The 22,548-nt window shown below is 48.5% G+C and carries 24 protein-coding genes and 1 tRNA gene; 7 read left to right on the top strand and 18 right to left on the bottom strand.

The features are described 5' to 3' along the window. Nucleotides 1–36: 36 nt before the first annotated feature. The 6 genes from FSU_RS04225 to purU all read right to left on the bottom strand — a co-directional run bounded on the left by FSU_RS04225 (nt 37) and on the right by purU (nt 5,681). Nucleotides 37–1,428 carry a DEAD/DEAH box helicase gene (locus FSU_RS04225; RefSeq protein ID WP_012820311.1) on the bottom strand — a complete coding sequence of 464 codons (1,392 nt, stop codon included), beginning with the start codon at nt 1,426–1,428 and terminating at the stop codon, nt 37–39. A 147-nt stretch (nt 1,429–1,575) separates the two neighbouring features. After that, nucleotides 1,576–2,832, bottom strand: coding sequence for a hypothetical protein (locus tag FSU_RS04220; protein ID WP_012820310.1), 1,257 nt, complete (start codon nt 2,830–2,832; stop codon nt 1,576–1,578). Further along, nucleotides 2,829–3,524 (bottom strand): hypothetical protein, encoded by a 696-nt coding sequence (locus FSU_RS04215; RefSeq protein ID WP_012820309.1) that lies wholly within the window; start codon nt 3,522–3,524, stop codon nt 2,829–2,831. Before FSU_RS04215 ends, FSU_RS04220 begins: the two co-directional genes overlap by 4 nt. Before the next feature lie 24 nt (nt 3,525–3,548). Next, nucleotides 3,549–4,220: an orotate phosphoribosyltransferase gene (gene pyrE, locus FSU_RS04210; RefSeq protein WP_012820308.1), complete on the bottom strand. Its 672-nt coding sequence runs from the start codon at nt 4,218–4,220 to the stop codon at nt 3,549–3,551. A 9-nt stretch (nt 4,221–4,229) separates the two neighbouring features. Continuing rightward, entirely contained in the window at nt 4,230–4,832 is a 603-nt protein-coding gene (locus tag FSU_RS04205) for a cytochrome b family protein (RefSeq protein ID WP_012820307.1), read from the bottom strand. A 9-nt stretch (nt 4,833–4,841) separates the two neighbouring features. After that, nucleotides 4,842–5,681, bottom strand: a complete 840-nt coding sequence (purU, locus tag FSU_RS04200; protein WP_233138457.1) for a formyltetrahydrofolate deformylase — start codon at nt 5,679–5,681, stop codon at nt 4,842–4,844. Nucleotides 5,682–5,787: 106 nt separating this feature from the next. Between purU and FSU_RS04195 the strand changes: the two genes are divergently transcribed. After that, nucleotides 5,788–6,909 carry a fibrobacter succinogenes major paralogous domain-containing protein gene (locus FSU_RS04195; RefSeq protein WP_012820305.1) on the top strand — a complete coding sequence of 374 codons (1,122 nt, stop codon included), beginning with the start codon at nt 5,788–5,790 and terminating at the stop codon, nt 6,907–6,909. Nucleotides 6,910–7,092: 183 nt separating this feature from the next. On the opposite strand, the gene argS is transcribed toward FSU_RS04195, so the two are convergent. From argS to miaB, 11 genes are all read right to left on the bottom strand, one after another. Continuing rightward, nucleotides 7,093–8,805: an arginine--tRNA ligase gene (argS, locus tag FSU_RS04190; RefSeq protein ID WP_012820304.1), complete on the bottom strand. Its 1,713-nt coding sequence runs from the start codon at nt 8,803–8,805 to the stop codon at nt 7,093–7,095. Beyond that, nucleotides 8,792–9,211 (bottom strand): ribosome silencing factor, encoded by a 420-nt coding sequence (gene rsfS, locus FSU_RS04185; RefSeq protein WP_012820303.1) that lies wholly within the window; start codon nt 9,209–9,211, stop codon nt 8,792–8,794. The genes argS and rsfS overlap by 14 nt, the downstream gene beginning before the upstream one ends. Then, entirely contained in the window at nt 9,208–9,645 is a 438-nt protein-coding gene (locus tag FSU_RS04180; RefSeq protein ID WP_012820302.1) for a LytR C-terminal domain-containing protein, read from the bottom strand. The genes rsfS and FSU_RS04180 overlap by 4 nt, the downstream gene beginning before the upstream one ends. A 74-nt stretch (nt 9,646–9,719) precedes the next feature. Further along, nucleotides 9,720–10,226, bottom strand: coding sequence for a hypothetical protein (locus tag FSU_RS16060; protein ID WP_244263714.1), 507 nt, complete (start codon nt 10,224–10,226; stop codon nt 9,720–9,722). 318 nt (nt 10,227–10,544) lie between these two features. Then, nucleotides 10,545–11,102, bottom strand: a complete 558-nt coding sequence (locus tag FSU_RS04175; RefSeq protein ID WP_244263713.1) for a hypothetical protein — start codon at nt 11,100–11,102, stop codon at nt 10,545–10,547. Nucleotides 11,103–11,194: 92 nt separating this feature from the next. Then, on the bottom strand, nt 11,195–12,709 hold the full coding sequence (locus FSU_RS04170; protein ID WP_012820299.1) for a flotillin family protein: 1,515 nt from the start codon (nt 12,707–12,709) through the stop codon (nt 11,195–11,197). 128 nt (nt 12,710–12,837) lie between these two features. Further along, nucleotides 12,838–13,194: an aspartate 1-decarboxylase gene (panD, locus tag FSU_RS04165; protein WP_012820298.1), complete on the bottom strand. Its 357-nt coding sequence runs from the start codon at nt 13,192–13,194 to the stop codon at nt 12,838–12,840. 6 nt (nt 13,195–13,200) lie between these two features. Then, nucleotides 13,201–13,932 (bottom strand): hypothetical protein, encoded by a 732-nt coding sequence (locus FSU_RS04160; RefSeq protein WP_012820297.1) that lies wholly within the window; start codon nt 13,930–13,932, stop codon nt 13,201–13,203. A 25-nt stretch (nt 13,933–13,957) separates the two neighbouring features. Further along, nucleotides 13,958–14,041, bottom strand: a tRNA-Leu gene (locus FSU_RS04155). 117 nt (nt 14,042–14,158) lie between these two features. Continuing rightward, nucleotides 14,159–15,130: an SPOR domain-containing protein gene (locus FSU_RS04150; protein ID WP_012820296.1), complete on the bottom strand. Its 972-nt coding sequence runs from the start codon at nt 15,128–15,130 to the stop codon at nt 14,159–14,161. Between the two features lie 136 nt (nt 15,131–15,266). After that, complete coding sequence (gene miaB / locus FSU_RS04145; protein WP_012820295.1) at nt 15,267–16,589, bottom strand: tRNA (N6-isopentenyl adenosine(37)-C2)-methylthiotransferase MiaB; 1,323 nt, start codon at nt 16,587–16,589, stop codon at nt 15,267–15,269. A gap of 501 nt (nt 16,590–17,090) precedes the next feature. Between miaB and FSU_RS04140 the strand changes: the two genes are divergently transcribed. The 6 genes from FSU_RS04140 to FSU_RS16265 are packed head-to-tail and all read left to right on the top strand — an operon-like array spanning nt 17,091 to nt 21,673. Further along, nucleotides 17,091–17,924 carry a PDDEXK family nuclease gene (locus FSU_RS04140; RefSeq protein ID WP_012820294.1) on the top strand — a complete coding sequence of 278 codons (834 nt, stop codon included), beginning with the start codon at nt 17,091–17,093 and terminating at the stop codon, nt 17,922–17,924. Nucleotides 17,925–17,968: 44 nt separating this feature from the next. Continuing rightward, nucleotides 17,969–18,592, top strand: coding sequence for a DUF2238 domain-containing protein (locus tag FSU_RS04135; protein ID WP_041260367.1), 624 nt, complete (start codon nt 17,969–17,971; stop codon nt 18,590–18,592). A gap of 21 nt (nt 18,593–18,613) precedes the next feature. Next, nucleotides 18,614–19,690, top strand: coding sequence for a hypothetical protein (locus FSU_RS04130; RefSeq protein WP_012820292.1), 1,077 nt, complete (start codon nt 18,614–18,616; stop codon nt 19,688–19,690). Next, a complete protein-coding gene (locus FSU_RS04125) occupies nt 19,683–20,954 on the top strand; it encodes a tyrosine-protein phosphatase (protein ID WP_012820291.1) in 1,272 nt (423 codons plus the stop codon). The genes FSU_RS04130 and FSU_RS04125 overlap by 8 nt, the downstream gene beginning before the upstream one ends. A 22-nt stretch (nt 20,955–20,976) precedes the next feature. Beyond that, entirely contained in the window at nt 20,977–21,267 is a 291-nt protein-coding gene (locus FSU_RS04120; protein WP_041917821.1) for a hypothetical protein, read from the top strand. After that, nucleotides 21,227–21,673: an AgmX/PglI C-terminal domain-containing protein gene (locus FSU_RS16265; RefSeq protein ID WP_167530843.1), complete on the top strand. Its 447-nt coding sequence runs from the start codon at nt 21,227–21,229 to the stop codon at nt 21,671–21,673. Before FSU_RS04120 ends, FSU_RS16265 begins: the two co-directional genes overlap by 41 nt. 14 nt (nt 21,674–21,687) lie before the next feature. On the opposite strand, the gene FSU_RS04110 is transcribed toward FSU_RS16265, so the two are convergent. Continuing rightward, on the bottom strand, nt 21,688–22,548 hold the full coding sequence (locus FSU_RS04110; protein WP_012820289.1) for a tRNA 2-thiocytidine(32) synthetase TtcA: 861 nt from the start codon (nt 22,546–22,548) through the stop codon (nt 21,688–21,690).

Here is a 22,548-nt window from a genome sequence, read left to right as displayed (position 1 = left end):
CTATAGCCTGCCGCAGCAGGCGTTCTTTCGTCTAAATCACTTCCTCCATGCAAATTTATCTAACAGGTAGGCAAGTAGCATCTGGTCGTCGGTGGTGCCGTTCGCAAGTTCTTTTACGAGCGGGAGCATGCGGCTGATGCGTTCAGTTGCTTTTTGACCGCCGAAGTGCTTGCGGACTTCTTCGAGGCGGACCTTGGTACGTTCACTCACCTTCTTCGCAATTTCTTCGTTTGTTAGCGGATCCATCTTGATGAAGTTGATGCCGAAGTCCACTGCCGTCTGGCGGAGATCGATTTCTTCGACTGGTGTGATGAGCGATATGCAGAGACCGCTGCGGCCTGCACGAGCGGTACGTCCGCTGCGGTGTACATAGACTTCGTGGTCGGCGGGGTGGTCATAGACAATCACGTGCGTCACGTGGTCCACGTCGATACCGCGGGCGGCAACGTCTGTGCAGATGAGAATCTTGAGCTTCTTGTCGCGGAAGGCGTTGAGCGTCTTTTCGCGGAGGCTCTGAGCCACATCGCCACTCAATGCGCCAACTTCAAAACCGTAACCGGAAAGCACCTGTTCGAGGTAGCTCACGTCGCGCTTGTAGTTGCAGAAAATCATGCAACTTTCAGGATTGTAGTATTCCAGAACCTTGATGGTCATGGAATCCTTTTCCATCACGTCGCAAGTGTAGTAGCGGTGTTCGAGGTTGTTTGCGATGACCTTGTCGTAGCTGAGCGAAAGGAAATCGGCACCCGGGCGCTGGAATTCGCGGGCAAGGCTCTTAACTGTCTGCGGAATCGTGGCGCTGTACATTGTGCAGGAGATGGCCTTCGGCAAGTACTTGCGGATCTTCTGCATGTCGGGGTAGAAACCCATTGAGAGCATTTCGTCGGCTTCGTCAAGGACGAGGTCGCGAATGGAAAGCAAGTCTACGTTACCGCGCTGGATATGGTCCATAAGGCGGCCCGGAGTAGCGACAATGACATGTACGCCGGAACGGAGCGCCTTGATTTGCGGTTCGTAGCTTACGCCACCAAAGATGGCGACAGACTTGATGCCCGTACCCTTTGAGAGCTTTTCAAATTCTTCTTGCACCTGGATGCAGAGTTCTCGCGTCGGCACGAGGATAAGTGCCTGCGGATACGGATGGTCACGGACAATGACCTGCAAAAGCGGGAGGGCGTATGCGCCCGTCTTGCCCGAACCCGTCTTCGATTGCACGAGCATATCGCGGGCGGCAAGCATGTAAGGGATGGATTTGCGCTGGACAGGCATCAGTTCGGTCCAGCCGTGTTCCCGGAGAATAGCCTTCTGTTCTTCGGGAAGCATATCAAACGTATAATCGGGGAGCTTGTTCTTGGGCTCGATAATTTTGACAGGCGTTAAAAACGGATTTACTCTTTCTTTCGTTTCTTCTTTAATTTCGTCACTCATAGTGAGCGCAAATTTAGCAAAAGGCGAGCGCCGCGGCAAAACAACTTGTTGTTTTGACATGGTCGAGCCGAGCTAAATGCGCCCAAGGGGCGCAAATTTAGAAAATAGACGAGAGACGAGAGACGAGAGGTGTGAAAAAGCAGGGGGTTATAGCGTCCAGTGGTATTCAAACCCGAGGCTTACGAAGCAATCAATGGTCGATTTTCCGATGGTTGTGGGGGCGGCGCCTGCATCGGGCGAGGGGGCTTCGTAAATGTCCCTGCCGCGGCTTGAAATTCCGGCTCGTAAATCAAGACCGTAATGCTTCTTGAATACGAACTGTCCTCCAATGCCAAGTAATGCGCCCTTGTAGACATCTTCAAATTTGATGCGGTACTGGTAAGATCTTGAGGGCTTTTTGACATCGCTTTTAAGCTCAATATTTTCAACGTAGAATGTGTATTGGAACCCGAGGAAAAATAGCGGTGTAATGTCTAGCCATGGTGTGATTGGGTATGTCATGGACAGGAGTACATTGAGGCCAATATCATGTTGTCCAAAATCCCAATGGTCAAGTTCACGGTAGACCGTATCCGAGTTGTCAGTCTTCATGTCGCGATTTGAATAGCGGTACATAAATTCCACACCGATAAATCCATGCCATGTGATACCGGCATAAAGGGAGAGAAACGGGTCGGCATCATCGATAAAGTTCCAAAGACTTACGGAATCCTTGGTGGCGCGGTAGTTCTTGACGCGGCTTCTGGTGTGGCTGCTGGTCCAGTTGTCTGGAGTGAGCGGAAAGTGTGCCTGCGAGTAACCGATGCCAATGCCAGCCCAGACATTCAGATTCGGGACTTCTTTGTAGAGGTCATCCGGTTCGGTTTGCTGCTTGAGGCGTTCTTCTTTAGTGAGGCGGCGCTTGGTGCGCTTGTCGAAGAATGCAGAGGCAATTTCGTCGCTGAGGGCGACTTTGTCGGTGTTTGCCTTTACGATGCCCGCTGCTTTAGGTTCTTGAGTTGTTTCGTCAAAGACGGCTACTTGAATGAACTTCCCCTGAGGCGCAAGGAAGAGGACGATGTTGTCTTCGAGTGCCTGGATCTTTGCTGCCATGCCGGGATGCCTTGCTCGCAAATAACTGGATGGCAATCCCTTTTCAAGATTGTTTGAAAGCCAAGTACCATAGCGAGTGGCGATGGTGTCGCGTTCCCATTCACCGAGTTCGCGGCATTTGGGCTCGCCGATGCCTGTGTTGAAACGGCGGAGCGAAAGGCAAAATTCATTGGCGCTGATGGGGGATTCTCCATTAAGAGTCCAAATCAAGATGGTCGCATCTTTCCAGAGCGTAAAGCGCGAATCAAAGTAAACATCGGCTGCGCTAGCCCATGCCACAAGAAACATTATAATCGCGAGGAGTTTTTTCATTTGATGACTCCTTCGTATAGATTCTTGCGGATTTTCTGGACGGCGAGCTGGATGAGATTTGTCAAGTTCGAAAGCTTGTACGTCGTGATGGGCTGCTGGATTTCGTCAACGGCGCTAAAAAGCGGACGCTGCTTGAGATTATCCCAGAGCGTGTACGAGAAAATGGCGCTGACGTTGTCCGGCTTGCGGATGCTACCGCTCTCGTTATGGATGAGCGCGTAGTCAAAGAAGTTTTCGCGCTTCAGGTCCGTGCCGATGATGAATTCGTGCAGGATGAGGACTACGGGAGGAACGTTTCCTGCCGAATCCTTGAGTGTAATGCCCTGTTCCGGAATATGCCCCTTGATGAATATGCGTTCGTCAAGCTTTAGGCTTTCTTCGGGGAACTTGGTGTTGGCGGAATCGGGAAGGACAATGAGGTTCCCGTACGCCTTGCGCATTTCTGTTTCGAAAGTGTTACGGCAGTGGAGCGTTCCCTTGATCTGGATGCTGTCTGTGCCTATTTCGAGGCGCTTGGCAAACCAGTTGGAGCGCGTGATGACAAATGCGTTCTCGATACCCGTCACCGCAATACCGCCATAAGGAGCCTTATGGTACGAAGGGTGGCTAGTTGTCCAATGATAAGAATCTGCACACCCGGTGAGCATGCAGATTGCAAATCCAATGGAAAGAACGGATTTCTTAAACGTCATTTGCTCTCGTTTATTGCGGGAACCTTAGACGGCGCCCCACTTTTCACGGTAGGCGTAAACGCGTTCAAGGATTCCTTCGGGAGCGTTAATGGCCTTGCGGTTTTCTTCGTTTTCGAGGAAAGCGATGATGTCGTTGATGTTCACGATGGAATGGGCTTCGATGCCGTATTCATCCTGAACAGTCTGGAGAGCGGACTTGCCGTTTTCGAGTTTTTCCTTGCGGTCCACAGAAATGAGGAGGCCGACGACATTGGCGTTTTCGATTTGAGAAAGAGCCTGCATCGTTTCGTTGACGGAAGTACCTGCGGTAATCACGTCTTCGATAATGACGACGTTCGTCTTTTCGGAATACTTGTAACCGACGAGGGAACCGCCTTCACCGTGGTCCTTGACTTCTTTTCTGTTGTACGTAAAAGTAAGGTTCTGGGCGTACACGTCAGAGAGCTTCATGGCAGTGGCTGCGCAAAGGGGGATGCCCTTGTATGCCGGACCATAGAGGTTCTGGGCCTTGCCGTCAAAGTGAACCATGAATGCTGCGGCGTAGAATTCTGCGAGCTTGGAAAGGGATGCACCCGTGCGGAACTCTCCAGTATTGATAAAGTAAGGAGTTTCGCGACCGCTCTTGGTGACGAAGTTGCCGAACTTGAGGGCGCCAGATTCTACGAGAAAGTGTACAAAAGTATCTGTATTGTTCATTGCAAATTCCTAAGCTTTGGCTCCGATGAGGAGCGCTACGACTTCAGAGATGACGTTATAATCGGTGATGAACTGGATCGCGAACATGGCGACCAAGCATATCACGCAAAGTACTAAATAGCTGTGGAAGGATTTTTCGAAACCCTTGATTTTCAGCTTGAAAATAAGCCAGACACCGAAGCTCAAGATGGAGCTGAAGATCCATGCTGCAGACGTGTTCAGGTCCACGAGACGGCTTACGGCGAACGTGATGGCAATGCCCGGCAAGAAGAAGAATGCGATGCTCATTACGACGAGCAGTGCAAAGCCGACGTAGTAGGCGAGTCCGCGGTCCTTCTTGATGATGACCTGGGAACCAATCGTGGTCTGTTCTTCTTCGCCTGTCATCGGGTTCACGAACGTTTCCGGCTTGAACTGCTTGTACGGCGAATTGGATTTCGGTTCCTTGGGCTTTGCCGGCGAAATGACTTCGCCTGTCAGCGGATTGACGAGCTCTTCAGTAGATTCAAAGCTTGTCTGGTGGACTTCGGCTTTAGCTTCGGTCTTGACTTCGCTGTCCGCAGTGGCGGTCGGCTCTTGAGCGGGGACTTCATTCTTGATTTCTTCGGACATTTGGATCTCCTAGAGAATAAACGTTCTGCCGGCGTGAACGAACACGCGGTGTTCCAGCCACAGCTTGAGGGCCTGCGAAAGCGTGCGCTTTTCGATATCCTTGCCGAGTTCGACGAGTTCATCGATGCTTGCTGTTTCGGGGACGCGCTGGATGTCTTGGCAAATAATCGGACCCTGGTCGAGGTCTTCAGTGGCAAAATGCGCTGTTGCACCGATAATCTTCACACCCTTGTGCCATGCTTGGTGATAAGGCTTTGCGCCCTTGAATGCCGGGAGGAACCCGTGGTGGATGTTGATGATGCGGTACTTGAATTCTTCCGTGAACTGAGCGGTCAAAATCTGCATGTAGCGTGCAAGGACGATTGTATCCGTCTTGGTTTCTTCGATGATCTCGCGGAAACGGTTCTCGGGAATCGTCTTGTCCGGGTTGGACGGCACGTAGTAGAACGGCACGCCGAAGGAGCCTCCGACCGGGCCTAAGTCCGGGTGGTTACCCACGATGCAGCTGAATTCGCAGGGAAGGTCGCCATCGCGGCGTTTGAGGAGCAAGTCGTAAAGGCAGTGGTCCGTCTTCGAAACAAAAATGGCAACGCGTTCGGTTTTGGAGGTGTCGAACAGTTTCCAGTTCAGCTGAAGGTGCGGAGCGATTGTTTCAAGGTGTCTTTTGACTTCGGGGATGCCATCCGCTTCAATGTCGAAAACGGCACGTAAGAAAAACGTTTCGATATCCTTGGCGGTATGTTGCTGGAGGTCAATAATGTTGGCTCCGGCTTTGGCAAGAACTTGCGTTGTGCCGGCGATAAGCCCTTTTTGGTCAGGGCAAAGGATCTGGAGAATATAACGAGTCATAGACATACTATAATATTAAAAAATTTAGGCCATGTTACCAAATATTTTATTTCCAAGTAGATGAAAAATAACTAACATTACACTAAGAAATAAAAAGTATCGAAAAATGGAGAGAATTAAATTGTTCAGACTGGGAATATACTCCGTGCTCGCTTTGTCTGTTGCGCAGGTGTTTGCTGCACCTCCTAAGACTTGGGATGCCATTTTTAACGCCGAAGGTCAGGGCGATTATGCCGCGGCCAAGATTGACGGAAATATTCGTTTTGGCGAATACACCCATTACAAGAATGTCCAGCCGGTTTCCTTCCGCGTTTTGGATGACAAGTTTGACTTTTCTGTTGCCGGTAACATGACTGTTCCTGCAAAGATGGTCGAAGATCCGAACTTCTACGAAAATTGCCGCAATACCATGGAAGCGTGGATTTCTTATTTCGACAAGCCGCGCCACTTTGGCAACGAAGACCTCATCATCAATATCGCCGGTGTGGACTTTGCTTGCGGTAACGACTTGTTCAACGTACATGATTTGCGTATAAAGTTTACAAACCCGCAGGCCCAGAAGGCTTGGGTGGCTGAACTTGAAGGCCGTCAAAAGTACAAGCGCGAACAGCTCTCCGCATTCCGCGTTGCCGAACAGGAACACCGTGCAGAAATCCGCGACAAGTCCACTTCGTTTACGGACCCGCGTGACGGACAAGTTTATCGAATCATCAAGGTTGAAGGCCGTGAATGGTTCGCACAGAACGTGAACTACAATGTCGAAGGCCACTCCTGGTGCTATGAAGACAAGGATTCTTACTGCGCACGTAGCGGTCGCTTGTACGACCTTGAAGGCGCTCGCAAGGCTTGCCCGGAAGGTTGGCACTTGCCGCGTGACCGCGAATGGTCCGACATGCTCAAGGGCCTCACGGGCTGCTATGACGGTGTGGACAAGTGCGGTAACTTTGCTACCAAGATGAAGGCAACGACTGGCTGGCAGGGTGGTGGCGGTACCGACGAATATGGTTTCACCATTTTCTCCTCGGGCTATCGCAAGGTTCTCGGCAAGGCTACGATTCGCTATGAAGACATGGGCGAATATGCTGGTTTCTGGTCTGCTCAGAACGGCCGCAACGAAACGATTTGGCTTTGGGCTATGGGCCGTATGAGTGACCAGATGGTCCGCCAACTCGTCCCCGCAACCGCAAAGAACAACGGCTATTCTGTCCGCTGCATTAACGGAAATTAAGTAGGGCTATGGGCTATGAGGGCGGTCGCCAAGGCTCCCTCTGAGGTCGCTCCGCTTTGAGGTTTTAAATACAATAAAAAAACGAGAGTGTAATACTCTCGTTTTTTGCTTTTGCTCAAAGCCTTGCCTTGCAAGGCGAGCCCATAGTGCGAAGCACGAGCTCATACCTCACAAGCTGCGTAGCTACATCTGGCGGATCGGGAAGAGGCCGAGCAAGTCAAGGACGTTTTCGAGCACAATCTGTGTGGATTGCACGAGGAAGAGTCTGGACTTTTCTTCGGCAGATCCGAGCACGCGGTCTTCGTGGATGAACTTGTGTGCGGCTTCGGCAATTTCGAGTGCGTATTGCGCGAGCACGCTCGGTTCATCATCCTTGACGGCGGCGAGAATCTTTTCGCCCTTCTTGGCGAGAATGTTGATGAGGCTATAGGCGGCGTCATCGGTAAGCTGTGCGTAATCCACGTCAGCCACCGGAACGGTGTAGCCAGCCTTGCGCATAATGCTGCAAAGACGGACGTGTGCGTTCTGCACGTACGGACCTGTGTCGCCTTCGAAGCTCATCACGGCATCCCAGTCAAAGCGGACATCCTTCAAGCGGCTGTTCTTGAGGTCGTTGAAGGTAAGTGCGCTGATACCGATCTGGCGTGCAATGAGTTCCTTGTTTTCGAGGCCTGGATTCTTTTCGTCGATGAATTCAAGAATCTTTTTCTGGGCGGCTTCGATCACGTCGCGGAGGAGGCTTGCCGTACCGGTACGGGTCTTGCCCTTTTCCCACTTGCCGTCGACCATCTGGAGGATCACGCCGAACGGAATGTGGTACATATCCTTGTACCATTCGCGGCCCATCTTCTTGAGCACGTGGAACACCTGCTTGAAGTGGAGAGCTTGTCCCAAGTCCACCACGTAAAGGCACTTGTCAAAGTTGTATTCTTTCTTGCGGTAGATGGCGGCAGCGAGGTCGCGTGTTGCATACAACGTGGAACCGTCACTCTTGCGGATAAGGCACGGGTTCAGGTCAAATTCGTCGAGCATCACCACGTCGCGTTCCTGGCTGTTCACCAACAAGTTCTTTTCGCGGAGTTCATCGAGCACTGCCGGAATCTTGTCTTCGAAGAAAGATTCACCGGTGTAGTGGTCAAAGCCAACGCCCATCATGTCGTAAATGCGCATGAGTTCCTTGAGCGTTGCGGCGCGGAAAGCGGTCCACAGCTTGCGGTAGAATTCGTCACCCTGTTCGAGCTTTGTGAATGCGGCGCGTGCTTCGTCTTCGAGGCCGGGTTCTTCCTTGGAAGCCTTGGAGAAGCTGGCGTAAAGGATGTTGAGTTCCTTCACGGTGAGTGCGTTCAAAGTAGCTTCGTCGGTCGGGAGCTTTTCGCGGAGGTACATCACGATGAGCTTACCGAATGCGGTTCCCCAGTCACCGAGGTGGTTGATGCGTTCGACCTTGTAACCGGCGGCCTTGTAGATTCGGGCGAGCGAGTTACCGATCATGGTGGAGCGCAAGTGATGGAAGGCGAGTTCCTTACCGATGTTCGGGGAGCTGTAGTCAATGCAGACAACCTTGCCATTCGATGCGGCGTGGCCGTATTCCAAACCCTTGGCGGCGATTTCGTTGAGTGTAGACTTGGCGAGGAATCCACGGTCAATGAAGAAGTTGAGGTAACCGTTTACAGCTTCAACTTTAGAAAGTCCAGCCGGGAGCTGAACCTTGGCTGCTAAATCTTCGGCAATGAGCTTCGGTGCCTTGCGCAGAGTCTTTGCGAGAGAAAAGCAAGGAATGGTGTAGTTTCCGTGACTTGTATCAGGCGGTACGGAAATAAGCTTCAATGCGGCTTCTTCGTCAAAAGCTCCAGTTGCTGCAAGTGCCTTTGCGATTTCTGCATTAAATGAGTTCATTGTCGTCTCCAGACTTCTTGGCGTCTTCGCGGATGAAGTCGTGTTCGTCGAGGTTCATGAGTTTGCCGTCTGCATAGAGGCGGTCGAAGGAAATTTCGTTTCTCTTTTCTTCTTCGAAGAGGTGAACCATCAGGTCAAGACCAGCATCGAAGATAGCCCAGCGTACGCCTTCCTTGTATTCAACGCCGACATAGTGGAGCTTGCGAGCCTTGAATTCCTTGGTGAGTTCATTCAAGATAGCCTGCATCTGGGCTTCACTTTCGCAAGTGGCGATGAGGAAGTAATCCGCTTCGTTTTTGACGCCGCGGAGGTCAATGAGCTGCACGTTCTGGGCGCGAAGTTCAAAAAGGATACCTGCACCAAGCTTAACGGTTTCAGAAAAATCTTGGTTATTTGTTGCTGTCATTTTTTTTCTCTCTGATCGGGTTCTATTATTTGTTGAAAATCTCTTCCGGTGTGTACGACTGCATCGACGGTCGCGTTCTTGTTGAGTAAAACAAGAATGTTCTTAGTCTTTAAGGTGGCGGCGAGTGCCTGTGCGCCTTCCCATTCCGGGTTTCTGAGCACGATGACCGTTTCGTCGTAGTTCTGGAGTCGTTCGTTTTCGATGTGGACGACATCAAATCCGTTATCGCGTAAGAATGTCCGCATTTTAGTGGCTGCGCCTTTCATGCTACAGCTGTTCAGCACCTCGACTTCGCCCTTGATGCTGCGGACTTCGCGAACAACTGGGGCCGGCTTTTCTTCTTCACAGCCTGCAAAGAGGAATACGGCAAAAACAGCCGAAGAAACTCCTACGGCAAAGTTTAAGTGGAGCGCTTTAGAATAGTTATGGAACATTCTTTGCTATAAAATCTAGAAAAAAATAAAAAAGCCCCGGAAAAATCCGGGGTGACAATGTTGAATGGAAGTGCTTACTGGCAGAGTACAGAACTTCGGCTAGGACATTCACTGTGGAAGAAACTGCGTGGGCCGTAAGCTTTTAAGGCGTCTCGTTCATTAACGTAAGAGATTCTTATTAATGTGTTTTCGCTAGGCTTGTATTCTAGTGAAACATCTGGAATCAACACGCTAACATTGCCTTGACGTAAGTCCTCTCTTGCTATGCGGGAACCGTTACTAATGTTTGCGTAAATAGGCGTCCAGAGACCAATGTTTGCGTACAAGTGAAGATTCGGTGTGAACTCATAGGCGAAATGTCCCATAAAGCTTTGGTTTGCGAACGACCCGAAACTTCCTGCTACAAAATTGAGTGAGTAGGAGTAAGCGACTTTTAAGGCTGGATCGAATGTCTGGTGACGGACCATGCGGTCAGAATCAAATTCGCGATTCCAGGGAATGCCGTCGTTTCGAAATTCGTAATTGGCTTCGGTTTTATCGCTTGTGGAAACTGATGTTTCGGCAATGACTTGAGTGGCCATTTCGGACGATTTGATGTTTGTTGTTACGTTTGCGAAGGCAAGCGTTGATATGCAAAGAGCAGATAAAATAATTCGTTTCATGAAAACGAATATACAAAAGTGTGCGAGGCGAAAGTAGCGAGAAAGCTTGCTTTCTCATTACTGAGCCGCCGCCCAATGACATTGGTGTATTTCTAACTTGCTAAAGCAAGAGAACTACAACCAAGTCATATCAGTGGCTGAAACAATAAAAAAGAATATTGAACGGAACTAAAGTTCCGAGCCACGCAGATGACGCCGAAGGCGTCAAAAGTGTGCGAGGCGAGAGTAGTAAAATAATTACCAGCAATAACGCGGGTTGCTCCACGGGCATCCGTCGTAAAAATAGCGGTGTGGCCCATAGGCCCTGAAAGCGTCTCGTTCGTTGATGTACATGACCTTGAGAGAAACTTTGTCGTTTGGCTTGTATTCAAGAGCGATGTCTGGAACTAATAGGCCTACGTTCCCTTGCTTCACGTCTTCACGGGCAATGCGGTTGCCGAAGTGGATGCTTGAGTAGAGCGGCATCCAAAGCCCTACGTTTGCGTATAAATGCAAATTAGGAGTGAATTCATAAGCGAAATGTGCCATAAAGCTTTGCTGTGCAAATGATCCGAATGAACCGCCGATGAAGCTTACAGAATAGGTGTAAGCGACTTTTAGAGCGGGATCGAATGTGTCGTGACGTACTAGGCGCTCTGGGTCAAAGTTTTCGCGGTTCCAGGGAATTCCGCTTTCTTGAATAACGTAGATGGTATCGACAATGGTATCCTGTGCTGCAACGAGTGTTTCCGAGAGTTCAGCGGAATCTGCCTTTGCGGGGGAGGCGGCAAAGGTGAATACTGTTAGGAATAACACTGTAAAACACACGAATCGCATATAAGGAATATATAAAAATGGAGGCTTCGGTATAAAACGAAGTCTCCTGGTTGAGATTGATTTCTCAGGAATTATTTGTTATTGTCGGTCTTGGAGTCGTCGCTCTTGGTGACTCCAGCAAGTTTTGCCCCGAACATGGAGCCAAGAACTGTACGGAGGTCAATGCCGAGCGAATCCGTGAGGCCATTCGTGACCTGTGTGAGCGTCTTGGTGATATCGCCGGTGAGCTTTGCCGTATTGCCTTCGCCGTACATGGTGATATTGCCAATCTTTTCCATCGGCTTTGCAATGGCGGCTGCAATCTGAGGCATCTGCTCGAAGTACTTTTCAATGGTTTTGAGCTGCATTTCCTGACGGGCTGCGTCACCATAGAGCTTCATGGCTTCGGCCTTCTTGTTGAGCGCTTCTGCCTCGGCAAGACCTTGAGCCTTGATTGCTTCTGCTTCGGCTAAGCCTTTTGCCTTTGTAGCTTCAGCTTCGGCGAGTGCTTTTGCCTTTGTAGCTTCGGCTTCTGCGAATGCCTTTTCCTTTTCAGCGTCAGCAATCTGCTTGATGGCCTTGGCGCGCTGTTCTTCCTTGTAGCGGACGGCTTCAGCGTCTTTTTGCTGCTGGAAGAGTTCGGCTTCGGAACGCTGGATTTGTGCCTGGCGTTCGGCTTCTGCTTTCTTTTCGATTTGAGCCTTAAGTTCCTTTTCGGTCACCATGACCATGCGTTCGCGAATTTCAATTTCCTTTTCTTGCTTGGCGACTTCTGCTTCGGCCTGGGCAACGTTGATTTCCTTCTGCTGCGTCTGCTTCTGGATTTCGTAAGCGGCATCAGCAATTGCCTTTTCGGTATCAGAAATCTTCTGCAAGTTGGCCTTTTTCACGGCGAGGTCGTTCTGCTTCTGGGCAATTTCGAGTTCTGCGGCAACGGCTGCATCGTTTGCTTCTTTCTTGGCCTGCGATTGAGCCACGCTGATATCGCGTTCGGCATTCGCCTTGGAAATGGCAGCTGCCTTGCGGATGGCAGATGTCTTATCGACACCGAGGTTTTCAATCACGCCGTTGGCGTCTTCAAAATTCTGGATGTTGAACGTCTGCACAACAATGCCGAGCTTTTCAAGGTCCGGGATGGCATTTTCGAGCACGAGTTCAGAAACCTGCTTGCGGTCACCCACGAGATCCACGAGCTGCATACGGCCAACAATTTCACGCATGTTACCTTCGAGAATGTCAACGATCATAGCGCGGATGTCTTCGGGCTTCTTGTTCAAGAAGTTCTGTGCAGAAGATTTGAGGCGGTCCGGATTGTCCGAAATCTTGGCGGTCACGACAGCATCGACGGAAACGTTGATGTAGTCCTTGGTGGGGACAGGGCTGCCCGTCTTCACGTCAATCTGGATCAGTTGAAGTGAAAGGTGGTCGGCGCGTTCGAAGAACGGAATGCGAAGCCCTGCACGGCCGATGATGACTCTAGGCTGTTTCTGGATACCGGATACGATGATGGCTTCATCAGGGGCGGCCTTGATGTAAGACATCACGAAGATGATGATAAGTAAAAGTATTGCCGATGCAATGGCAATGTAAAGGATATTATCTGGCATTAAAACCTCGTTATTTTAGTTTACCTTTAATATACAACATTTACATTGTCATAAACTGCCAAAACGTAAATTTTTTTATAAAAAAAGCCCGGCGAAGCCGGGAACCTTATACGCATGTATTTGCGCTTTTAGATTTTTTCGATAATTTCGTTTTTGCCGTTGACGCGAATGACAGTTGGCTTCCAGGTCTTGGCTTCTTCCGGAGACATCGTTGCATAAGCTACGATAATCACGAGGTCGCCCGGCTGTACCAAGCGAGCTGCGGCACCGTTTAAGCAAATCACGCCAGAGCCTGCTTTGCCTTCGATGACATAAGTATCGAGCCGAGAACCATTATTGACGTCAAGGACGCCGACTTTTTCGAAGGGGAGGATGCCTGCTGCATCCATCAAATCGCGTGCGATAGTGATGGAACCTTCGTAATTGAGGTTTGCATCAGTTACAGTAGCGCGATGTATTTTGGCTTTAAGTAATTCTAGCTGCATTGCTGCTTAGAACTTGACATTGAAGAAACTTGCAACGCCCTGGTCCGGAGTCGGAATAACGCCAAAGCTGAAGCGGTTTGCATCCGGATTGCTATCCCATTGGGTGCTGATGAATGCATCTGCGAAAGACCAGAGGTGAGCGGCTGCGATTCCGAGGAATCCGTACCACCAGTAGCTCTTGTCTTGTACTTTGAAGACTACCGTGACTGCGATACTACCAATTTCAAGAACATCCATAAAGGTTGCCTTTGCGGTCTGTTTTGTTTTCCACTGGTAGTAAGAAGGAATCAAGAGAGAAATATATGCACTCTTCTGATCACCACTGCGATAACGGTAAGAACGGTCAATGTCTGCATCTTCCATGCCTTCGGCACGCTGGCTGAGCCAATCTTCTTCGCTCACACCGAGTCTGTTCCACGGCTTCTGGAGATATTCTGTCGGGCGGATGCCAAGTTCAACAAGCTTTGTCAACTTTTCACGAGTAACGCCTTGTTCCTTAGCCTGCTGGTATTCCCACTGAGTAAGGCCCATGTCTTCATACTTGAAGCCTTCCCACTGGCCACCGACGGCCTGTGCATTACCGATGTTAGATTGATTTGTTGCTTCGGCATTAGCCTGTGCAATAGAGTCTGCTGTTGCAGCATCTTGGAAATCGTCAGAGAAGAGGTCGTCAGACTGAGCAAACGCTAGTGAGCCCGCGAAAAGAACAGCAGAAAGCACTTTGAACATGTTACTCATTTTGATCTCTTTCTTAAACGTTTAATGCCGGGGGAGGGAATCGAACCCTCACACTCTCGCGAGTACTGGATTTTGAGTCCAGCGCGTCTACCAATTTCACCACCCCGGCGGGGAAGCAACACAAATATAGCACTATTTTTGCTTTTTTTGTAGGTATTAAGCAAAAAAACGCATGTTTTAGGCGTTAAAATCTGTAAAAAATTTTTTTGAGTATAATTTTGTTTGCTTAAAGGGCTTGTTTTACAAGCATTGGCCTGAATTCTACGTTGAGCGGGGCCAGTTTTTTGGCGCCATAGTCCACTGCACTTTCCTTTGTATCAAATGGACCGGTGCGCACGATATAGAGGACTTTGCCGCTTTCAAGCGTGTTCTGGCTGATGGTGCAGGCTATGTTGCGCCTTTTAAGATTGTCTACGAGCAAGTCGGCGTTGGACTTGACGCCAAATGCGCCCAGCTGCAGTTGCCATGCGGATTTTGCTTCGGCCGGCTTTGTTTCGGGAGCCTTTGTTTGCGCGGGTTCTGCAGTAGCAACTGCTGTTGCGGGGGCTGCGACCTTTGATTCTGCGGCCTTGGCGGCGTCGTTATTTGTTGCTGGTGTTGTGCTTGCTTGCGGAGCGGTACTAGCGACCTGTTCAGCATTTGCTTGTTCGGCTTTTGCCTGTTCCTTTTGGGCGGCGGCAAGCTTCTGGGCTTCCGGATTGCCGAGGTTTTTGCAGGCTTCGTTCAGCTCTTCGCTGTGGGCGCGGTCTTGGACGGCGACGCAGACTTTTTGCAGCACGGTCACTTGATGCGGCTGCGAAGTTTCAATTGCGTGTACGAGGGATTCGGCGGCTTTGTTGTAACGGCCAAGGTACATTTGGAACTGGGCCTTGGTCATCATAAGGTCCGCGTAAATGGCTTGTTGCGGGTTCGTCTTGTCGATGAGACTGTCGAGACGCTTGCCTGCCTTGCTGAAATCAGCGGCGATGCCCGTTTGGGAAAGGGCTAGCACGTTCCATAAATAGCATTCGGTACGAGTGTTTTCAGGTTCGTTCGGACAGACCTGTTCGTATGCGGCGGCGGCGACTTTCCAGTTGCCGTTGACGTAAGCTTTTTGGGCGGTGGCGAGAGTCGGTGCGGCCTCAGCAAAAGATGCTGTGGTGGCAAACGCGCACAATGCGCCTGTAATAACCAAATTGTGAATAAAATATTTAGCCATATTACCCTCTAGTTACCCTCAAGAGTAAAGATATGAATATTTTTACAAAATGGCTTGCGCTGAATGTGTAACTCGTTGATATTCCGTGAGTTACGTAAACTCGACTAGGGAGTGCGGTCTGCGTTTTTGAGGTGTATTACACGAGCGTGCCGCGGAGCGTCCAGCCTCGGATATCGTCGATTTTCACCTTGACGTAATCGCCCGGCTTGATGATGCGACCTTCTTCGGGCTTGAAAATGACCTTCTTGAAGTTGTCCGTCTTGCCGACGAGTTCTGTCTTGTCGCGGGTGGAGCCGTGTTCGACGAGGATTTCTTCGGTGCGGCCAATCATCATCTGGTTGCGTTTGAGCGTGATGGCGTTCTGGAGTTCCACGAGGCGCGAATGGCGTGCCGACTTTTCTTCGGGCGTGAGGATTTCGGCTTCGTTGAACGATTCTGTGCCCTTGCGCGGGCTGTAAATGAACATGTATGCCGTGTCGAACTGGCAGGCTTCAAATGCCTTGATCGTCTGTTCAAAATCTTCGTCAGTTTCGCCGACAAATCCGCAAATCACGTCAGTCGAAATGGCGTAGTACGGATCCTTGCTGCGCAACTGCTCGATGACGGTCATGTACTGTTCCATGTTGTGCTGGCGGCGCATCTTCTTGAGGATGGCGTCGGAGCCGCTCTGGAGCGGAATGTGCGCGTAATGGCAGACCTTCGGGTTGTTCAAGAGAACGTCAATGAGTTCGTTCGTATAATGGCGCGGGTGCGGGCTTGTAAAGCGGATGCGCTTGATACCACCGATTTCGGAAACTTTTGTTAGTAAAGTCGTGAAGTCAGCGTTTGGCGTCTTGTAGGCGTTCACCGTCTGGCCGAGCAACATCACTTCGGTGATGCCCTTGTCGGCGGCGCGCTTGACTTCTGTCAGCACGTCGTCCATGTCGCGGTATTTCTCGGGGCCGCGGAGGTACGGCACGATGCAGTAGCTGCAGCGCTTGTTGCAACCGCGCTGGATCGCGACGAATGCGCTCACGTCATTCTGGAGCTTGGCGTATTCGCCGAGGTAGTTCTCGTCGCGGTCTTCGTCGATGAACATCTTGTGGTGCGTCTTGTGCAGCGGGCTCTGGGCATCCCCGAACAGGAGTTCTGGAATTTTGCGGTACTGGTCTGGGCCTACGATGTAGTTCACGTTCTTGAGGCGCTTGAGCAGTTCCGGCCCACGATTCTTTGCCATGCAACCGCACACGACGACTTTCACGTCGGGATTCTTCTTGCGCAAGTACTTGAGTTTGCTGATGTTGACGATGGCTGTTTCCTCGGCCTTTTCACGCACGCTGCAGGTGTTTACGATGATGATGTCGGCGTCTTCCTGGTTGTTCGTCTCGACGCAACCGCACATGTCCAGCTCCTGCGCAATCATCGCGGAGTCGTATTCGTTCATCTGGCAGCCGTATGTGGCCAAGTGGTATTTTTTCATGCGGCCAAAGATAGTTTTTTAGACGAGAGATGAGTGACGAGAGACGAGGGATAAATGGCGCAAATGGCGGATGTTGCTGTTCGAATATGCGGAAAATGCGAAAATGTGCTACAAAATTGTCAAAATACCTGATTTAGTAGCATAAAATTTGAATAAAATAACTAAAATTAATGCATGATTTCATGATTGAGCTCTTTTGTATGCTACAGGATTGCGTAAATGCCCGTTTTAGTAGCATAATTGCTGCGGCCTAGTCTTTAAATGTTGAATATAAAGTAAAATTTGTGCTACTAAATTGTTAAAAAGTTCATTTTTGTAGCATGTTTTTTCAAAAATTTCTCATTGAATGTGAAATATGCTTCTCCACTTGTTTTTTCGCGACTATTTTTGCATATTTCAAATGTCGGGTTATGCAACCTGACCTATCTTATTATATGTAGGATGCGTTTGCTCCTCGGTTTGCTATATCGTTTATTATATGAACTATTACAAGAGGGTGCGATGCAATCATTTGAATGTTTGTCTCCCGACATTTTATTGCTATCGTTACAAAATCGTGCGGAGGAACTTCTCCGTGTTGTTGAAAGAACGAAAAAATCTTTGAAGCGTGCTCCGCAGGGGCATTTGAGGCTCGCAAAACGCGGAAATCAATTTTACGGTTATCATTTGACTGATGCCAAATCGCTAAAGGGCGAATATATTCCCAAAGACAATGTTTCACAAATGTCAAAACTTGCGCAGAAGGATTATGACGAAAAAGCACTTCGGGAAATGGAACATGAACTTTCGTTAATTGATGGTTTTATTGCAAAATACAGTCCCGAAGAATTGACAAACATTTACAATCGGATGAATGAAGTCCGCAAGTCTTTGGTTGAACCAATCCTGCTTTCGGATGAAGAATATGCGAGGCGATGGCTTGCTGTGCCGTATAAGGGAAAACATTTTGAAGCGGGAGTTCCAGATTTGCGGACTGCAAAGGGCGAACGAGTACGTTCAAAGTCAGAGGTGATTATTGCGGATACGCTTGGGCGTTTGGGAATCCCTTATAAATACGAATGTCCGTTGAAACTCGCGGATGGTGGTCGGAGCGTTTATCCAGATTTTACTTGTCTTGATTTGCGTACACGTAAAGAACTGTTATGGGAACATTTGGGAATGATGGATAATCCTGAGTATGCTTCTTTGTCGGTCAAAAAATTATCGTCTTACCTCCAATGCGGCTATGTCCCTGGGAAAAATCTCATAATTTCAATGGAAAGTTCTGAAAAACCGTTGAGCCAAACAGAAGTAAGATTAATTATTCAAGGTGTATTTAGGGTGAATGGAAAGTAACTCTGAAATACTGTATGTCGATGAAAATTTGTATTATTCCTACTATGAATAATATTGCTAAATCTCATTTGTTCTTGCTTGCATTTGTTCTCCTGACGATGCTTTGGTCTGTTGTCGGAGTTGAGGATACTTACCTCACTTGGATTCTTGAAGCGGCTCCCGCGATTGTCGGGCTGTTGGTCCTTGTATTTACCTACAAAAAGTTCAGGATGCCCACGTATCTTTACGTGGTAATGGCTTTCCATATGGCGGTACTTTTGGTTGGAGCGCACTATTCGTATGCGAAGGTTCCGCTTGGATTCTGGATGCAGGATTGGTTTGGCTTTGCGCGAAACAACTACGATAAAATCGGGCATTTGATGCAAGGTGTCACGCCCGGGCTTGTGATGATTGAACTTTTGCGTCGCACAACTCCGATCAAGACGGCGGGCTGGACGGGATTTTTGTCGGTGTGCGTGGCCGAGGCAATTTCTGCGCTTTATGAAATTATTGAGTGGCTGGCATCGCTCAGCAATCCGACGGATACGGAAGCGTTCTTGGGAACGCAAGGTTACATTTGGGATACGCAGACAGATATGTTCATGTGCCTTATCGGGGCTACAATTGCGGTTATCATTCGCCTGAGGGTATTGCGTTTGCCAACATCAGGCAGGTTGCTTAATCATTAATTACTTTGAAGAATTCCTATTATGATTTGTCCGAAATGCGGAGATAAGTATGAAGATGATATGCCGCGTTGCTTGTGGTGCGACGCCCTGAATCCGAATTTTGGTCAAGTGGATGTGCAGACGGAGTGTTCAGAACAATTTACGCCTGAATTGCAGGAATGTCAACTTGAAACTGTTTTGAAACAAAGTCAAGATGATATCAATGGCTTTACTTTTCTTGACAAAAATGATGAACTAGACTTGGCAAAAAATCCTGATGGGTACATTGAGTATAAAATTGCAAGGCCGAGTCTTGTTGAATGTATTTTGGTAATGTTTTTTTCAATCGTTGCATTATTGTTTATCACAGTTGAGGTGCTCTTTGTTGTTGGCATAGAGTCTTTGTGGCCGATTTGGTTGCTTTCAAGTTTTGTGTTGACTTGTGCTATTTATATTTGTTCAAAAACAGTTTTTGCTGTGGAATGGTTTAAGGGTAAATTTATTTTGAAAACATTCTTTGGCCCAAAGGAATTTTTGTTTAATAAATCTTTCACTTGTTGTTGCGATGAATCAGGAAGAGGTGGTTTTAGTGTTTTCTTGAAAAAAGGAAAACAGACATTTGTTCTTCGTGAAAATGCGTTTCCTGATGTCGTGAAAATGTTATGCCAAATTAATGGATGTTCAACGGATAAAACAATCAAAGCAAAAGGTGCTGAATATATAACGTACAAGCCTTTGGGACGCCGTTGCAGCATGTTAACCGTGTTATGGCAAGGTATTATTGGGCTTTTGTTGACTGTGGTTTGTCTTTTTAATGGGATAAATGGGAATGTTGATTCTGATTGGTTTTGTTGCTTATGTTTGGCTATCCTTTTTTGGGTCGAAGCCTATCGCAATTCAAAGCAAATTTTTGAAATCAGATGGTTCAAGGATAAGTTTATATTTTGCACCCGTTATGGTGAAAAGACTTTTTCGTTTGACAAGTCGGAATTGCAAAAAATGAAGCGCAATGACAAAGGCTTCCGCAGGTTCGTTTTTGAAAAGAATGGGATATCTTTTGTTGTAGATGAGCACGATTTTCCACAAGTTGTAGAAATGATGGGTAAGCTTTATGACTAGTTTCTTTAGCAAATATCTCCGCAAAGTGGAACTTATGGTTACCTTTGCGTTGCTTTTAGCCGCTTGTAGCAACGATGATAACGGTTTTGTTTCGGTGAATCCTGTAGGTGGCGAAAGTTGCGCTGCCATTGAAGAATCAAGTTCTTCGGATTACGCGTTGTCCTCGTCTGTTGTTGCATCGAGCTCTTCCGCGGATGGGTTAGTTTCGATTTCAACGACTGTTATGGAGGATACGCTTGAAATATTTGCATTCGGGGGTGTGAAAATTGATGTTGTTGCGGATTCGTTCCTGACAAAGTTTGATTATGGCGATGTCGTGACGGTGATGATTGCGGGTTACGATACAGTGGACGTTCCTGTGGTAGCTGGCTACGGATATGTTTTCCCTGGCGAATTCTTTTTGTATGTCTCCGAGGGGCTGAATTATATCAAGCTTGAGGCTCGTTACGGCCAAATGGCTGAGGTCGTTGGTCTCGGGCGCGATTTGAAATTCCCGATAGATGTTATTGTGCAGATGAAGGAAAAGGGTGGCTATGTTGACCATCTTGAAAATTTGAAGTCGCTTTCAATTGCGAATTATCCGGGGGCTTATCCTGATTTGTCTATTGAGGAGTTTGCGAATTTTAGAATGGTGCGTACAACCGGAATGGGCGAGGGGGTGCTTTATCGTTCTTCAAGTCCGATTGATCCTGCAATTTATCGCAATGCAATTGCGGATTCATTGGCGGAAGTGGCTGGTGTCAAGACTTTTGTGAACCTTGCAGATGAATTGCAATATGCCGAAGAATACAAAGGCTTTGCTGAATCTTATTATGCAACGCAAAATGTGGTGTATCTTAATGTAGAACCTGCTTTTGCGAATACGCCGTTCAAGGAAGGGCTAGTCAAAGGATTGCGCTATATGGTAGAGCATGAAGGCCCTTATCTAGTGCATTGCACCTATGGTATGGATCGAACCGGATTTACGATTGCCGTGCTCGAAGCGCTGATGGGGGCGACCGCTGATGAAATCAAGGCGGATTACGCCACGACTCACAAGAATTTTTATAACGTGGTCGATGGTAAACATGTTGATTTAACAACAAAGCAGGTTGAGCTGCTTCAGGCGATTATTGTAAGACTTATGCAGAATTCGTTCAAAACGGCTGGTGTTGATATCTCTGATTTCGAAAATGCAGATTTAGCGTCCGCTACAGAAAAGTATTTGCTTGCGCTCGGGATGGAAAAGAGCGAAATTGAAGTGCTGAAATCGCGACTGAAGTAGATAATTTTGTTATTTATAGTGTATGGTGAAAAATTTTAGCAAATTTCTTGGCAAAATCGCTTTGATGACCGCTGCCGCGTTGTGGTCGGCTTGTAACGATTCTGATAAAAAGGCGGAGGATCCTAAATCAGATACAAAGCCGATTGTTAATCCGATAAAGTTGAAAAAGGTTGAAGTCTCTAAAATTTATCGTGATAGTTTTCCTATAAAAGCTGAAAGACCTAACTTGGATGGACTATTGCAAACTGTGGCTCTTTATGGTGTCCTTCCGGATGTTGTTCACAAAGGGGGGGGATGGCAAGGTGATCCCTAGATGCCGTATTAAGCCTTTGTCTGCAAAAAACGTTGTCGTTGAAGGTCGTGATATTGATGTTCAGACTTTTTTAAAGGTTTATCGCCAACGAGTTCATGGTTTACGCTTTATCTTCGATAAGAATGTAAGGCGTCGATCAGATTTAGCAAGTGAATTTGAAGGAAGAATAGTCTTGACTTTGAAAATTGCTTCAAGCGGCGAAGTTGAAAATGTCCAAATTAAATTGACTACAATTGCTGAAAATAGCCCCTTTAGCGCTATTAATGAAGATGTCAAGGAATCTGTCAGCCATTGGAAATTCCCGAAAACGAAAAACGGGGCGACTTTCTCGTTCCCGATTTCCTTTTACATGATGCTTCCGCAACCATCGATGTTTGATGATTCGTCTTCAATAAAGAACAAGTAGCTTGTCGTGAAGTTCTATCCTTTCTGCGGTTCGCGATTTTCGTAGTCTTCTAGGAACGAATGCAGCTCGCCGCCGGCCTTGTAGCCGGGGAAAGTCTCGATGCAGACGGAGTGCAGGCTGTTGAAGATGCTTCTTTCGATGTTCGGGTTTTCGCGCTTGAGACGTTTGATGAGCGCCTTGATTTCTTGACGCTTGCTGCCGCCACCGCCGTTGTCGCAGACGGTGCAGCTTTCGGTAAAGCGGCAGGCGCACTGGATAAATTGCAACCCGTTGTAGTTTTTCCAGTTGATAATGTCTTGCTCGTTGATGCAATACATGGGGCGGATGAGTTCCATGCCGCCGAAATTCAGGCTGTGGAGCTTGGGCATCATGCCTTGCAGTTGCGAGCCGTAGAACATCGCCATGACGGTGGTCTCGATGACGTCGGAGAGGTGGTGACCTAGCGCAATCTTGTTGCAGCCCAGGTCCTTTGCCTTGTGGTAGAGGTGGCCACGGCGCATCTTGGCGCAGACGTAGCAGGGGGAACGTTCGGTGTTGTTCGCCACGTCGAAAATGTTCGTCTCGAAAACGGTGATGGGGATTTCCAGGAGCTTCGCGTTGCTTTCAATTTTCTGACGGTTGATTTCGTTGTAGCCGGGGTCCATCACCAGGTATTCCACGTCGAATTTCACGTCGCTATGGCGGTGGAGCATCTGGATGAGCTTCGCCATGAGCATGGAATCCTTGCCGCCGGAAATGCAGACGGCGATTTTGTCGCCTTCTTCGATGAGCTTGTAGTTCTTGATGGCGGTAATGAACGGCGTCCAGAGCCTTTCGCGGTATGTCTTCGAAATGCTCCGTTCTACGCTTTGGACAAATGAAAGTTCTCTTGCCAT

The sequence above is a fragment of the Fibrobacter succinogenes subsp. succinogenes S85 genome (genome assembly GCF_000146505.1).
GTDB classification, from domain to species: Bacteria; Fibrobacterota; Fibrobacteria; order Fibrobacterales; family Fibrobacteraceae; genus Fibrobacter; species Fibrobacter succinogenes.
The sequence above is the reverse complement of the archived record's forward strand: the minus strand, read 5'-3'. Positions and strand labels throughout refer to the sequence as shown.

Excerpts from the sequence above, each read along its gene's own strand:
- FSU_RS04225 (WP_012820311.1), bottom strand. The coding sequence starts at position 1,428 with ATGAGTGACGAAATTAAAGAAGAAACGAAAGAAAGAGTAAATCCGTTT.
- FSU_RS04220 (WP_012820310.1), bottom strand. The coding sequence starts at position 2,832 with ATGAAAAAACTCCTCGCGATTATAATGTTTCTTGTGGCATGGGCTAGC.
- FSU_RS04215 (WP_012820309.1), bottom strand. The coding sequence starts at position 3,524 with ATGACGTTTAAGAAATCCGTTCTTTCCATTGGATTTGCAATCTGCATG.
- pyrE (WP_012820308.1), bottom strand. The coding sequence starts at position 4,220 with ATGAACAATACAGATACTTTTGTACACTTTCTCGTAGAATCTGGCGCC.
- FSU_RS04205 (WP_012820307.1), bottom strand. The coding sequence starts at position 4,832 with ATGTCCGAAGAAATCAAGAATGAAGTCCCCGCTCAAGAGCCGACCGCC.
- purU (WP_233138457.1), bottom strand. The coding sequence starts at position 5,681 with ATGACTCGTTATATTCTCCAGATCCTTTGCCCTGACCAAAAAGGGCTT.
- FSU_RS04195 (WP_012820305.1), top strand. The coding sequence starts at position 5,788 with ATGGAGAGAATTAAATTGTTCAGACTGGGAATATACTCCGTGCTCGCT.
- argS (WP_012820304.1), bottom strand. The coding sequence starts at position 8,805 with ATGAACTCATTTAATGCAGAAATCGCAAAGGCACTTGCAGCAACTGGA.
- rsfS (WP_012820303.1), bottom strand. The coding sequence starts at position 9,211 with ATGACAGCAACAAATAACCAAGATTTTTCTGAAACCGTTAAGCTTGGT.
- FSU_RS04180 (WP_012820302.1), bottom strand. The coding sequence starts at position 9,645 with ATGTTCCATAACTATTCTAAAGCGCTCCACTTAAACTTTGCCGTAGGA.
- FSU_RS16060 (WP_244263714.1), bottom strand. The coding sequence starts at position 10,226 with ATGGCCACTCAAGTCATTGCCGAAACATCAGTTTCCACAAGCGATAAA.
- FSU_RS04170 (WP_012820299.1), bottom strand. The coding sequence starts at position 12,709 with ATGCCAGATAATATCCTTTACATTGCCATTGCATCGGCAATACTTTTA.
- panD (WP_012820298.1), bottom strand. The coding sequence starts at position 13,194 with ATGCAGCTAGAATTACTTAAAGCCAAAATACATCGCGCTACTGTAACT.
- FSU_RS04160 (WP_012820297.1), bottom strand. The coding sequence starts at position 13,932 with ATGAGTAACATGTTCAAAGTGCTTTCTGCTGTTCTTTTCGCGGGCTCA.
- FSU_RS04150 (WP_012820296.1), bottom strand. The coding sequence starts at position 15,130 with ATGGCTAAATATTTTATTCACAATTTGGTTATTACAGGCGCATTGTGC.
- miaB (WP_012820295.1), bottom strand. The coding sequence starts at position 16,589 with ATGAAAAAATACCACTTGGCCACATACGGCTGCCAGATGAACGAATAC.
- FSU_RS04140 (WP_012820294.1), top strand. The coding sequence starts at position 17,091 with ATGCAATCATTTGAATGTTTGTCTCCCGACATTTTATTGCTATCGTTA.
- FSU_RS04135 (WP_041260367.1), top strand. The coding sequence starts at position 17,969 with ATGAATAATATTGCTAAATCTCATTTGTTCTTGCTTGCATTTGTTCTC.
- FSU_RS04130 (WP_012820292.1), top strand. The coding sequence starts at position 18,614 with ATGATTTGTCCGAAATGCGGAGATAAGTATGAAGATGATATGCCGCGT.
- FSU_RS04125 (WP_012820291.1), top strand. The coding sequence starts at position 19,683 with ATGACTAGTTTCTTTAGCAAATATCTCCGCAAAGTGGAACTTATGGTT.
- FSU_RS04120 (WP_041917821.1), top strand. The coding sequence starts at position 20,977 with ATGGTGAAAAATTTTAGCAAATTTCTTGGCAAAATCGCTTTGATGACC.
- FSU_RS16265 (WP_167530843.1), top strand. The coding sequence starts at position 21,227 with ATGTTGTTCACAAAGGGGGGGGATGGCAAGGTGATCCCTAGATGCCGT.
- FSU_RS04110 (WP_012820289.1), bottom strand. The coding sequence starts at position 22,548 with ATGGCAAGAGAACTTTCATTTGTCCAAAGCGTAGAACGGAGCATTTCG.